The organism is Chondromyces crocatus (genome assembly GCF_001189295.1).
Lineage (GTDB): Bacteria > Myxococcota_A > Polyangia > Polyangiales > Polyangiaceae > Chondromyces > Chondromyces crocatus.
In genome coordinates this window covers 7,694,371-7,707,011 of record NZ_CP012159.1, presented here as the reverse complement: position 1 = coordinate 7,707,011, position 12,641 = coordinate 7,694,371, and the positions used below count along the sequence as shown (strand labels likewise).

Here is a 12,641-nt window from a genome sequence, read left to right as displayed (position 1 = left end):
ACGGTGACACGCGCCCGAGGCGGAGAGCCACGTGGTGCGTGGCCTTTCCTGCGGCTTCGCGCGCATCTCGCGCGAGAATCCCACGCGCCGCGGGGCTCCATGCGACCCTGACGGCACATGCCCGCGGGCGCGTGGGGCAGCGGAGCGCGCGGCCCTGGAGATCTAGAAGGAGCCGACGAGCTGCGCGCCGCGCGGACTGATCCCGAGCTGCAACCCCGGACTGCTCGCTCGTGCGTTCCCGGCACTGTCCGAGGGAGGCGTCCGCAGGGTGAAGTAGAGCGAGACACCGCCAGCGATGAGCGCCGCACCAGCGAGCGCGTCCGTCACCACCGACATCGTGGTCGCCTTGCTGCTCGCCGCGCTCAGGTCGGCCGCCGACACCCCGCGCGTCCCGCGCAGGTCCTGGAGATCGCTCGACGCACCCAGCGCCAGCACCCCGAACACCGCCGCGCCAGCGGCCAGACCGCCCGTGATCCCCCACCCGATCCACGGGACCCGCGAGCTGGAGTTCCCGTCGACCTGGGCGGTGGCTCGCGCGCGCCCGCTGGAGGCATCGCCATCGCCCTCGCTGTCCGCACCTGGCGCTGGCGTCGCCGGTGTCGCGGCCCCGCGCTCGAGCAGCTCGAAGCTCGCCTTCGCCGTGTCGCCGCTCGCCACCTCGACCACGCGGGTCTGCGGCTGGTAGCCCTCGCGTGACACGCCGACGCGACGTCGCCCTGCGTTCACCGTGAGCGCCTTGCCGAGCGGCGACGTGCCCACCAGCGTGTCATCCACGACGATCTCCGCGTCGGGCACGTTCACCGTGATCTCCACGAACGCGATCCGACCCTTCAGCGTCTGGAGATCGTTCTCCACCTCGCTCCGGCGCGTGGCGGGCACCTGCCGCCCGCCCTCGGCGAGGTAGCGCTCCAGCGACTGGAGCGAGTTGGCGTAGTCCTGCAGCTGGTACTGGACCTGACCGATGTTGTAGAGCACCTGCCAGCTCGGCACGAGCTCGTAGGCGCGGCGGAACTCGACGAGCGCTGCGACGTAGTCGGCCTCCTTGAAGAGCTCGAGGCCCTTCTTGAAGCGCGTCGCGGCCTCGTCCTTCATCGCCTTGGTGGGCTGTGCCACGGTGGCTCCCTGCGCCATCGCGCTCGTCGGCGTCACGAGCGGGAGGGCCAGGCAGAGCAGCACCGCGTGCAGGCCAGTGCGGATCGTGCGCGAACGGTGGGTCCTGAGCATCATGGAGTCATGAACGGGTTCGTGGTGTCGAGCTGACGTACCGGCTTCGTGCCGCCACGCCTCATCGCAGGCTCTTCTTCGGGGGGAGGCGGCTCGGGAGGAGGTGGCGTCGCCGCTGGCTTCGCGGCGGCCGCAGCACCCCGCCCGGCTGGCTGGGTGAGCGCGGCGCGCTCCCCGCCAGACTCCCGCTCCAGCGCCAGCTCGATGTCGAAGTCCTTATCGAAGCTGAGCTCTCGCGTCTCGGTCTTGTAGCCCGCAGCCTCCGCCCGCAGCCGGTGCTTCGAGCCGTCCCGCGGCACCCGGCGCGAGACCGGGTTGCCCGGGAGCAGCACGTCGTCGAGGAAGAACCGCGCCTCCGCGGGCCTCGCCGTCACCTTCAGATCCACCTCTCCTGGCACGCCAGGGAGCGAAGGGTTGGCCGCCTGCCCGCCGGTCGCTTGCGCCGCGGGCGCGACGATCGCCGCAGGCGTTTCCGTCGTCGCGTGCGAGGCCCCGTGGCGCGCCAGGAGCCACACCCCTGCCGCCAGCCCGGCGCCACCCGCTGCCGCCAGCGCCAGCAGGAGCCCCTTCGGCCGGGCCGTGGGCATCGCCATCGCCGCGCTGGCCGAGGTCGCCACCGTCAGCGAACCAGGTTGCCGGTAGCTACGCCACGAGCCGTAATCTCCTTCGCTTCCGGTCCCGGTCCCGGTCCCCTGTCCACCCATCGACGGGGGCGTCATGCTGTGCCGACCCAGCCGCGGCAGATCCACCGCCCGGTACTCGTCCGTGGGCATCGACCGCGCGTCACGGAGCTGCGCCTCCACCAGCGACCGGATCTTCGAGCGCTCCTCCTCGAAGCGCTGCGCCAGCGCCCGCCCCAGATCGCGCGTGCTCGATCGATCCGGGAACGACTCCAGGAAGTTCTCGATGTCGGCCTGGAGCTCACCCGCCGTGCGGTGGCGGTCTTCCTTTCGGTGCGCCATGGCCCGCAGGATGATCGCCTCCAGCTCCGGCGGCAGCTCCGGCCGCTGCGAGCGCGGCGTGGGGATCTCGCCGTTCACGATGCGCGCCAGGATGGCCATGTCCGGGATCCCCGTCCACAGCCGCTTCCCCACCGCCGCTTCCCACAGCATCACCCCCACCGCGAACACGTCCGCGCGCCGATCCACCCGCTCACCGCGGGCCTGCTCTGGCGCCATGTACGCGATCTTCCCCTTCAGCACCCCGGTCCGCGTCTCGGCCGACGAGTCCATCGCCTTGGCGATGCCGAAGTCCACCACCTTCACCTGCCCGTCGTAGGTGACGAACAGGTTGTGCGGCGTGACGTCGCGGTGGACCACGTCCATCGGCGTCCCGTCATAGTCGGTGAGATCGTGCGCGTAGTGCAGCCCTGCCAGCGCGTCGGCCAGCACCCGCAGGTGCGCACCCAGCGGCACCCGGTCGCGCCCCAGCCGCCCGGTGAGGCGGTTGAGCGGCTGGCCCTCCAGGTACTCCATCGCGATGAAGTACCGGCTCCCGTCGTGACCCACCTCGTTGGTCTGCACCACGTTCGGGTGGTTCAAGCGCGCCGCGAGCCGGGCCTCGTCGAGGAACATCGCCAGGAACTCCGGATCCTCGGCGAGCTGCGGCCGGATCTGCTTGATCACCGTCAGCTTGTTGAAGCCCCCAGGCCCCTGGGCGACGGCGAGGAACACCTCGGCCATCCCCCCGCTCCCCAGCTCGGCGATCAGCCGGTATTTCCCGAGGATGTTGTTGCTTCGTGCGCCTTGCACCCTACGCGCCCCGTTCCGGCTTGCTCATACCGACGCTCCGCAGGTCGAGGCAGGCCCGGCATCATCCTACAGACCACGGTCACCCTGAACAAGAGCGCCTCCTGGCCTCGCGCCGCGCTGCGGCATGACGCGCATCTCCCCCTGGCATCCCTGGTTTGCGGCGCGTCCACCCGCACGCTCACGGCGTCGAATCCAGGATCACGGGTAGCTTGCATTACGGGCACCCAGTCGCTGTTCCCCAGGTTTTTCTCGCCGATCCTCGCCTCCTTGCGTTCTGGTGGCGCCCCCATCTTTTCGTTTACTGTCGCCAACCACCCATGGCGGAGCAGGATCCCGATCGGCGAGAGCGCAGTGACCACGTCGGCTCGACGCCGCCACCCCCGAGCGCGCGGCACGCCGAGGACGAGCGAGACGCCGCCCGAACGGCATCCACCGACGCGTCACCCCCCGAGGCTTCGACGACGTCCCCCGAGACGTCGACGGCCACTTCCGAACCTCCGAAGGCAGCGTCCGAGTCTTCGACGGCAGCGTCCGAGTCTTCGACGGCAGCGTCCGAACCACCAGCGGCCGCTACGCCCTCGGCTTCCAGCCCACCGCCTCCGGCAACGCCAGCGGCTGGTGGCACGTCCGCATCTTCACCACCCCCGCCTCCACCTCGCCGAACGCCACCGCGTGGCGCGGCCTGGGCCGAGCCTCTCGCCCGCTTCGAGCGTGCGTGGACCCGCTTCGAGACCGGACTCCTCACCATCGTCCTCCTCTCGCTGATCCTCGCCCTCATCTCCTGGGTCTTCCTCACCGGCCTCGCCGCACCCCCCAGCAGCGACGACGCTGCCGGCGTCGTCTTCCGCGCCATCGTCGGCGCCAGCCTCCTCGGCACCGCCGCCTGGACTGCGAGCCGCACCCTCACCCTCAACGCCCGCCGCGGCGCGACCATCGTCGCCTTCATCGCCGGCATCGCCGTCGCGCCCCTCTGGCGCAGCTTCGGCACCCAGTACTTCGACAACGTCAAGGCCTGGCTCCAGGAGGGCTCCACCCTCACCCTCATGGGCGGCCTGCGCGGCGTCGGCACCCGGCTCACCCTCTGGCTCGCCCTTCTCGGCGGCTCCCTTGCCACCAGCGCTGGCAAGCACATCCACGTCGACCTCCTCTTCCGCGCCCTCCCGGTCAAGCTCCGCGTCCCTGCCGCCGTGCTGAACAACCTCGCCGCGGCCGCCGTCTGCTTCGCCGCCGTCTGGGGCTTCTTCGATCACATCGCCATCGAGTCGTTCGGCGCCCGCGCCGACGACCCCCCGGCCGCCAAGATCGAACGCGTCACCCACCACGTCGGCCAGCACCTCTTCCTCGCCCGCAAGCAGGTCGCCCTCGATCTCCGCAGCGGCCCGCGCGTCATCGCGGGCAACCCGTACGAGTGGATGACCCCCACCGAGTGGAACGGCTGGCTCGACGGTGCTGGCTACGCCGAGCACTACCCCGAGCCCCCGCTCGACAACTTCAAGGTCCCCGACGACGCGCCACCCCACATCCCCCTCGTCATCTCCCCGGACGGCGAGAGCACCCGCGGCCTCCTCGTCCACACGCTCAGCCTCGTCTTCCCCTTCGGCCTGCTCATGATCGGCCTGCGCTTCCTCCTCCGTATCCTGCTCGTCCTGAGCGGCCACATCTCCGTGGATCCCGACGAAGCCCACCGTGAGGATCTCCGCCGCGCGGATCAGGACGGCGACCCCCTCGACACCGGCGGCCACGGCGAGCGCGCCGAAGGGAGGGCGTGATGGGTACGCTCCTCGTCCTCGTCGTCCTTCTTCTCGGCCTCCTCGGCACCCCGCTCTTCGCCATCATGGGCGGGTCGAGCGAGCTGCTCTGGCTCACCCACGACAACCCCCAGCTCCGCTTCCTGCGCTTCATCGCGCCCAACGTCATGGACGAGCGGTTCGCCGGATCCCCGATCCTGGTGACCATCCCGCTCTTCACCTTCGTCGGCTACATGATGGCCGAGTCGAAGGCCCCCGATCGCATCGTACGCGCCTCGTCGGCCTTCTTCGGCTGGCTCCCGGGCGGTCTCGCGATGGTGTGCATCGTCGCCAGCGCCTTCTTCACCACCCTCACCGGCGGCAGCGGCGTCACCATCGTCGCCATCGGCGGCCTCCTCTATCCCGCCCTCCGCAAGCAGGGCTACCCGGACAGCTACGCCCTCGGCCTCGTCACCACCGGCGGCTCCCTCGGCCTGCTCCTACCGCCCTCGCTGCCGATCCTCATCTACGCCCTCGTCGCCGGCATCGACTTCACCGCTGCGTTCAAGGCCGGCCTCATCCCGGGCGTGATGATCATGGTCATGCTCGGCTTCCACGCCGCCTACATCGGCGTGAAGTACAAGGTCCCCCGTGAGCGCCCCAGCCTCGTCCGCATGGCCGAGGCGATCTGGCTCCTCAAGTGGGAACTCGGCGCCCCCATCCTCATCCTCGGCGGCCTCGGCACCGGCCTCACCTCCCTGGACGAGAGCGCCGCCCTCACTGCCGTGTACATCCTCGTGGTCGAGGTCTTCATCCACAAAGACCTCAGCCTCCGCAAGGACATCCCCCGCGTCGCCAAGGCCTCCATGGCCCTCGCTGGCGCGCTGATCCTCATCCTCACGATGGCCAACGCGCTGATCAACTTCGTCGTCGATCAGCAGATCCCGGCGCGCGTCCTGGAGTTCATGCTCCAGCTCGGCCTGACGGAGACCTGGCAGTTCCTGCTGGTCCTCAACGTCTTCCTGCTCATCCTCGGCATGCTCATGGAGGGCTTCAGCGCCATCCTCGTCGCCGTCCCCCTGATCTTGCCCTTCGCTGCCAAGTTCGGGCTGCACCCCTTCCACCTGGCGATGATGTTCCTCCTCAACCTGGAGATCGCCTACGTCGCCCCCCCGCTCGGGATGAACCTCTTCATCTCCAGCTTCCGCTTCGAGCGCCCTCTCGTCTCGCTCTACCGCGTCGTCCTCCCGTTCACCGGCATCCTCGCGCTCGGCCTGTTCCTGGTGATGTACATCCCCAAGATCGCCACCGTGCTCGTCGACGCGGACATCGACCGGGCCTACGTCGAGGCCGAGAAGAACCGCGAGCCCCCGCGCGCCGCCTGGCTCCTCCAGTGCGTCCAGGAGGACCGCTCCAACCCGCTGCCCTGCACCGCCGCCGATCGCGCGAAGTTCGGAGAGGACGGCACCCAGAACCCGTACCTCGACGCCACCTCCGAGCCCGCAGCCAACCCGGACCCGGCAGGCGCGCCTTCGGCCGAGCCTGGCGCAGGCAGCGGCGAAGACGACCTGTTCCGGCAGATGATGGGCGACGCGCCTGCCACGCCAGCCGCTGGCGGCACCACGGACGACGACCTGTTCCGGCAGATGATGGGCGACGCGCCTGCCACGCCGGACGCAGGTACTGACAAGGACGCCGGCGCCGAAGGTGCGGCCCCGTCGGGCGATCTCGACGACCTGTTCAAAGAGATGATGAAGTGAGCCACGCGCCCGTGGGAGCGGGCGCAGCGCTCACCTGCACGGGCAGCGCCCTCTGGCGCTCGACCCTCTCCGCGTCACTTCCTCATGAACGAGCGCCATGGCGGCTGGAGCCCGCACACCTGCGGGTCGCTGCAGCCGCTGCGCTTCGCACACGGCCGCCCCTCGACGTGGGTTGATGATGGCTGGAGGCTGGTGACGTCCGCGCGAACTCAGAACCCGCAAGCGTCGAGGCGGCTCTTTTTCATGAATCGCTTCGCGCGCCGCTTCGCGATCGTGTTTTGCAGCCGCTGCGCCGGGAGCGGATCGTTCGCCGCGATCACCTCTTTCAGCAGCTTCTCGTAGTTCTGCTGATCGCCCTTCATGCAGTAGTACTTCGTCGCGTAGTTGAGCTGCGTGAACAGGTGCTTGCCGCCGTTGATCTCCAGCGCCCGGTCGAAGTGCTTCTTCGCCTCGTCCAGCTCGGCCATCGCGTTCCGAGCGTGGTAGGCGCCGAGCGCCACGTGCCCGCTCCCGTGCATGTATGTCTCGTCGAGCTGCACTGCGCGCTCCATGATCGCCGCACCGATGAACAACTCTCCGACCAGGGCCGGGTCTTCCTTCGCCACGTTGATCTTCGACAGCCACGCGTAGCCCGTCCAGAAGAGCGCCTCCACATCCCGCTCCGCGTCGTCGAAGCCCTGGAGCCACGCTCGGATGGTGTCGTCGTTCTTGCGCGCTGCCTCGAAGCCCGGGTGCCGGCGCTCCAGCAGCTTGATCCCGTAGAAGATCGCCCGATCGTAGCCTCCGCGCGCGCGGGACTGCTGGTAGGCGTACGCCTCGCTCTCGGAGCCGTCCGCGTCCTCGGCCTGCTCCAGCTCGTCCTCGATGAACCCGTAGGTCGCCCCGCCCCAGTTCTTCGTGAGCATGAACAGCGCGTCCTCGTTCTCGGGCGCCAGGTAGCGCATCCCCTCGAACTGCCCCAGCCCGTTGAAGGCGATCGTGCGCGCCACCTCGTAGTCCCCGAGCGTGTCGATCGCCGCCGCGCCCTTGCGCGTGGCCTCGATCTGCCCGTCCATGAGCGCTTGCTTGATGCATCCAGCGCTCCCCAGGGAGAGCAACACGGTCGTCGTGAACACGGACAGGAGCCTTGCCGAGCGGACGCGCATGGCCGATTGTCTACACGACGCCCTCGCCAACTCCAACCTGCCAGGCGGGGCGCCCGCGCCATTCCTGCGCACGGCGTGGTGAGCGGCTGGCCTGGGGCCGCGATGCACCGCGTCGAGAACCCGCGCTGCCCCGCCCAGAGCGCGTCAGCCGCGCGAAATCGCCGCGCGCGTCGCTCGGAACGCCAGCGCCCGTGGCAACCCGCCCTTCACCGGGGGAATGCCGCCGCGTTACCTCCATCGACCGTGATCACACAGCCCGTCGTCGCCTCGGCCGTCGCCAGGTAGAGGAAGGCGCGGGCCACGTCCTCGCCCGTGGTCTCCCGCTGGAGCAGGTTCGCCTTGAAGTACTCGTCGACCGAGACCCCGCGAGCGCGCGCGCGGGCTTCGAGCAGCCCCAGCTCGAAGATCCCCGTGCGGATCCGATCCGCATTGACCGCGCTCGACCGGATGCCCGACGGCCCGAGATCCACCGCGTACTGCCGCATCAGCGCCAGCACCGCCGCCTTGGCCACCGCGTAGGGACCGAAGTCGGGCCCCGGGTTGAACGCGCTCTTCGACGCATTGAACAGCAGCGCCCCGCCCGCGCCTTGCTGCAGGAACAGCTCTGCCGCGGCCCGCGCCACCCGCTGGTGCCCGACCAGGTTCAGCTCCAGCGACGCCGCGAGCGCCTCGTCGCCGCTCGCCGTGTGCAGCGCCCCCGTGAACGCCCGCCCCGCGTTCGAGACCACCACGTCGACCCCGCCGAAATGCGCCGCGGTGCGCGTGAACGCCCGGCGCACGCTCCCCTCGTCGAGCACGTTGCAGTCGAGCGCGAGCACGCGCCCCTTGTGCTTCGCGGCGAGCGGGCCTGCCGCCTCCGACAGCGACCGCTCGTCGAAGTCGGTCACCGCCACGTGCGCCCCCGCCTCCAGGAACAGCTGCGCCGTGCTCAGCCCGATCCCCGACGCCGCGCCCGTGATCAGCGCCACCCGCCGCGACAGCGGCCCTGCGGCCTTCGCCCCGACCTTCAGCTTCGCCTGCTCCAGGCTCCAGTACTCGACGTCGAACAGATCCAGCTCCGACACCGGCCGGTAGCTGCCCAGCGCCTGCGCCGCCTCGATCACCGCCGCCGTGTGCTCGTAGATGTCGGCCGCGATCTCCGCCTCCGCGTGTGACCCGGCCACGCTGAGCACCCCGTACCCTGGCACCAGCAGCACCCGCGGCAGCGGATCCAGCGCCTGCCGCGACACCCCCCGCGCGCTGCACGCCCGCTGGAAGTACCCCTGGTACGCCTCCGCGTACGCCGCGAGCCCTCGCTCCACCAGCGCGCGCGTCTGCTCCGGGTGCACCGGCTCCACCCCGTCGAGCAGCATCGGTTTCGCCTTCGTCCGGATCACGTGATCCGGCGTCGCACAGCCGATCTGCGACACCTCGCGCACGTCGTCCCGCGCCGCGAACGCCAGGAGCCCCGGCGTCGACCGGAACGCACACACCCACGGCTTCCCTGACGCCCGTGCGAACGCGCCCCGCACCACCGCCGCGAGGTGCGCCACATCCTCCTCGCGCGGAGGGACGTACGCCGCCTTCGAGCCAGCGCGGACCGTGGGCGCCGACGTCGACCCCTGCGTCGCCCCTGGACCTCCTGGCGGGAGCGTCGGCGCGACCGCGGGCACCGGCGGCTTCTCGGTGATTCCCCCCGTCGCCCTCGAGGACCCTGGCGCCCCGGGCGGCGTCGACAGCGCCGCGGGGAAGGGGACCTTGCTGGAGCTCCCAGCCGTCACCGGCCGCAGCGCCGCCCCGCGCGTCGCGAGGTAGTGCTCCGCCTTCGTCACCGCCTCGATCATCCGCGTGTAGCTCTCCTCCGCCGTCTCCCCCCAGGTGAAGATCCCGTGCTTGTCGAGCACCATCACCTCCGGCAGCTTGCCCGCCGCGACCCACGGCCCGAGCAGCTCCACCACCCGCCGCGCCAGCACGAAGCCCGGCATCACGTACGGCACGAGCAGCACCCCGTCTCCCCAGATCTCCTGCGCGATCGACGCGCTGTCTTCCTGGTCCATCGCCGCCAGCACCGCGTCCGCATGCGTGTGGTCCACGAAGCGCGCCGGCAGGTACGCATGCAGCAACGCCTCCACCGAGGGCGTCGGCCCCGACGGATCGAGCATCTGGCTTCGCAAGAGCGCCACCATCTCCTCGTCCGTCATCGCGGGCCGCTCCGCCCCGCGGCGCAGCGGCGCGAGCCGACACGCCGGGAAGCCCCCTGGCTCGATCGTCGCGAGATCCCAGCCGCTGCCCTTCACGCAGACGACCTCCACCTCGTCCCCGAGCAGATCGACCTTCCTCGTCTTGACGCTGGTGTTCCCGCCGCCGTGGAGCACCAGCGACGACTCGGCGCCCAGCAAGCGCGACGTGTACACGCGGAGGGCGACGTCCTCCCCGTGCTCCTTCGCGTAGCGGTCGAGGGCGCGGCGTGCTTCGGCAGGATCGTAGCGGGAGTCCATCGCCCAGAGGCCTACCGCAGCCCCGGTGAGGCCGGAAGCCCACCGAAGAGCCCGCCCCGTTGGCCACGGACCAGGGCCACCGCGCCCGTGCTTCGACGGCGTCGCGGCGCGTCGCGGCGCGGGGCGGTGCCTCGGGTGGCCGGGTCAGGCGCTGGGTGAGGCCGAGCGCGACGTGCGTCTCGCCAGCTCGTTCACCTTGTCACGCAAGATGTCGACGAGCTGCTGGGTGAACGCGCTGTTCAGGTTCAGCGCATACGGATCCATGATCACCGAGCGCAGGCAGTACAGCTCCTCGGGGCGACCTTCGAGCCCGAGGCGCTTGGCGAAGGTGTCCATGAAGGCATCGCCGTACTCGTGCCGTTTGAAGATCGTGTAGCTCAAGAGCAGCTTGTAGTTGTGGATGTTGTCGGCCAACCCTTCCTTGTCGTAGTGGATGTGGAAGGCGTCGTAGACCCCCTGCATCAGCTGGTTGTACGCCTCCGGATCCGTGTTCACCTTCCCGTCGACGCGCGGATTGAAGCCGTAATCCAGGATGTTCTGGTCCGGCCCCAGCTCGCGGAAGAGCGCGAGGGCCTCGGGATTCGCCTCGATCTCCTCGATCGTCTTCCCCCAGATCGTCTCCTTGATGAACGCGAGCTGCTTCTCTTGCTCGGCCGCGCTCGCACCGCTGCGCTCCGCCGGGATCCGAGGGAGCGGCGTACAGACGAAGCTGTCCTCGGGCCGGGACAGGAAGAGCAGATCCGTGTACAGCCGGCGCGTGTTCTGCAGCGCGAAGGTCAAGATCCGGCCGTAGCCACGCTCCGACGGGCGGATGCAGCGGTGCGCGAAGAACACCGACGCCGCCGTCGCGCCCGCCTTCGAGCCCTCCAGCCCGAACATGCCCACCGTCGGCTCCGTGGCCGCGCCGATGTACGCACCGGTGAAGGTCACCAGGTTGAGCACCTCCTTGTTCCGGTAGAGGATCGAGCCGGCGGTGTACTGGATGTAGCCCGACTTGTGCGGATCGATCGTCACCGAGTCCACCTCGCGCACCGCCTTGAACTGCTCGATGGAGTAGTCGCTCATCGGCACCTTCCGCGTGTCCTCGATGAACGGGTTCTCCAGATCGGCCGGCGTGACCACGCTGCCGAAATCCTTGCGGACCACCGTCATGAAGTAGCCACCCCACGCCGCGTCCACGTGGATGTCGAACTCCAGCCCCTTCTTGCGGTAGTCCTCGCGCACCGCGAGAATCTTCGTCAGATCGTCGATGGCGCTCTCCTCGGTGCTGCCATTCACCGCCACGACCAGGAGCACGGGGATCTTCTTCGACAGCGCCGTGTCGAGACCCTTCGTCAGCTCGTCGATCGACATGCGCCCATCGGCATCGACCATCATCGTGACGTCCCGCTCCGTGCCGAACCCGTTCACCGCGGCCGCCTTCGGCCACGAGTAGTGCCGCGTCGACGGCGTGAACAGCGTGGGCGCGCCGCCGAGCCCCTCGAAGGCGTCCAGCATCCCCCACACGCCCACGGCGTTGACGTCGTAGTTCACCACGACCGACCACACCTCGTACGGCTGCTTGCCCAGCTTCGCCGCCATCCGGCCCGGCAGCGCGAGGATCTCGTCGCGTCGGATGTTGAACCGCTCCCAGTTGGTCGTCTGATCCAGGCGCTTCTTCGTGCCGCTGGTCAGCGTCACCTCCACATCCTTCGCGCCTGCGAGGCTCGGCTCCTTCTGCAGCGCCTTGACGATGGCGAAGGGCAAGAACTTCACCTCGCGCGCCGTCCACACCGCCTCGTTGTTGGCGATCGAGCCATCGGCCGTGATGTGTGACCACGCTTGATCGTCGTTCTCCGTCGACCAGCCGACCATGTGGCAGAGATCGCGCATCGCCAGCAGCTCGAGCAGCGTGGTCGTGGTCGACGCCTGGATGGTCACGTTGTTCGGGTTGTGCAGCATGCCGAGGAAGTAGCCCGCGAGGGCGGGCATCGGGTTGTCCCCGGTCATGTGCGCCTGGTAGCGCAGCGAGAAGAACGGCGTCGCGCGCTCGGCGAAGTACCCCAGCACCTCCTTGAAGCTCGTGCTCATCTCCGCCACGGCCGTGGTGTAGGAGCTCGTCGCCTGCATCTCCGGCGTGATGATGATGGGATCTTCGGGCAGGTAGCCGCGTCGGTACGCGCCGATGTGCTCCAGCACGTCCTTGGTTAAGGTCGTGAGCACCTCGCTGTTCTCCGCGCGCGGACCGAGGAACCAGGCTGCAGGTTCGTCGATGGGCGCGGCGCCGATGTCGGGGACGCTGCTGTACTTGCCGACGTTGACGGTCCGAGGACCGTGCCGTCGAACCGTGACGAAACCAGGCTTCTTGTGAACGCGCGTCAGCATGAGGGCATCTCCTTCGTCCATCGCGAGGACGCCCCGCTCCATGAGAGGCGCCTCACCGCCCGACATTCTCTTCGTTCTCCAGAAAATGTGTCCTGGAAAACTTGATTCCTGTCTGGGCGGTCTTGACGCTGCGCGTGGCGAAGACAGCGGACGAGGGATCGACGCCACCTCACCTGACAGCGGCCAAGGGGAG

Annotated in this window: 7 protein-coding genes; 2 read left to right on the top strand and 5 right to left on the bottom strand. The window is 69.5% G+C overall.

The window, feature by feature from the left end; all coding sequences use genetic code 11:
• Window positions 1–162 precede the first annotated feature (162 nt).
• Together CMC5_RS27605 and CMC5_RS27600 are read right to left on the bottom strand one after the other, a co-directional pair.
• Window positions 163–1,227: a PEGA domain-containing protein gene (locus CMC5_RS27605; RefSeq protein ID WP_050433209.1), complete on the bottom strand. Its 1,065-nt coding sequence runs from the start codon at window positions 1,225–1,227 to the stop codon at window positions 163–165.
• Window positions 1,224–2,975, bottom strand: a complete 1,752-nt coding sequence (locus CMC5_RS27600) for a serine/threonine protein kinase (RefSeq protein WP_050433208.1) — start codon at window positions 2,973–2,975, stop codon at window positions 1,224–1,226. Before CMC5_RS27600 ends, CMC5_RS27605 begins: the two co-directional genes overlap by 4 nt.
• Window positions 2,976–3,292: 317 nt before the next feature.
• Between CMC5_RS27600 and CMC5_RS27595 the strand changes: the two genes are divergently transcribed.
• A complete protein-coding gene (locus CMC5_RS27595) occupies window positions 3,293–4,744 on the top strand; it encodes a TRAP transporter small permease subunit (RefSeq protein ID WP_050433207.1) in 1,452 nt (483 codons plus the stop codon).
• The gene (locus CMC5_RS27590) at window positions 4,744–6,462 is read left to right on the top strand and encodes a TRAP transporter large permease subunit (RefSeq protein ID WP_050433206.1); all 1,719 of its coding nucleotides are present in this window, start codon (window positions 4,744–4,746) and stop codon (window positions 6,460–6,462) included. Before CMC5_RS27595 ends, CMC5_RS27590 begins: the two co-directional genes overlap by 1 nt.
• 209 nt (window positions 6,463–6,671) lie before the next feature.
• Here CMC5_RS27590 and CMC5_RS27585 read toward each other — a convergent pair whose 3' ends face one another.
• From CMC5_RS27585 to CMC5_RS27575, 3 genes are all read right to left on the bottom strand, one after another.
• Window positions 6,672–7,577 carry a TRAP transporter TatT component family protein gene (locus CMC5_RS27585; RefSeq protein ID WP_169796680.1) on the bottom strand — a complete coding sequence of 302 codons (906 nt, stop codon included), beginning with the start codon at window positions 7,575–7,577 and terminating at the stop codon, window positions 6,672–6,674.
• Between the two features lie 236 nt (window positions 7,578–7,813).
• Window positions 7,814–10,084, bottom strand: a complete 2,271-nt coding sequence (locus tag CMC5_RS48670; RefSeq protein WP_050433204.1) for a bifunctional aldolase/short-chain dehydrogenase — start codon at window positions 10,082–10,084, stop codon at window positions 7,814–7,816.
• 144 nt (window positions 10,085–10,228) lie between these two features.
• Window positions 10,229–12,448, bottom strand: coding sequence for a pyridoxal-dependent decarboxylase (locus tag CMC5_RS27575; protein ID WP_169796679.1), 2,220 nt, complete (start codon window positions 12,446–12,448; stop codon window positions 10,229–10,231).
• Window positions 12,449–12,641 lie beyond the last annotated feature (193 nt).

Bases quoted from the DNA above. Each gene is read 5' to 3' on its own strand.
- CMC5_RS27605 (WP_050433209.1), bottom strand. From the start codon at position 1,227: ATGATGCTCAGGACCCACCGTTCGCGCACGATCCGCACTGGCCTGCAC.
- CMC5_RS27595 (WP_050433207.1), top strand. From the start codon at position 3,293: ATGGCGGAGCAGGATCCCGATCGGCGAGAGCGCAGTGACCACGTCGGC.
- CMC5_RS27590 (WP_050433206.1), top strand. From the start codon at position 4,744: ATGGGTACGCTCCTCGTCCTCGTCGTCCTTCTTCTCGGCCTCCTCGGC.
- CMC5_RS48670 (WP_050433204.1), bottom strand. From the start codon at position 10,084: ATGGACTCCCGCTACGATCCTGCCGAAGCACGCCGCGCCCTCGACCGC.
- CMC5_RS27575 (WP_169796679.1), bottom strand. From the start codon at position 12,448: ATGCTGACGCGCGTTCACAAGAAGCCTGGTTTCGTCACGGTTCGACGG.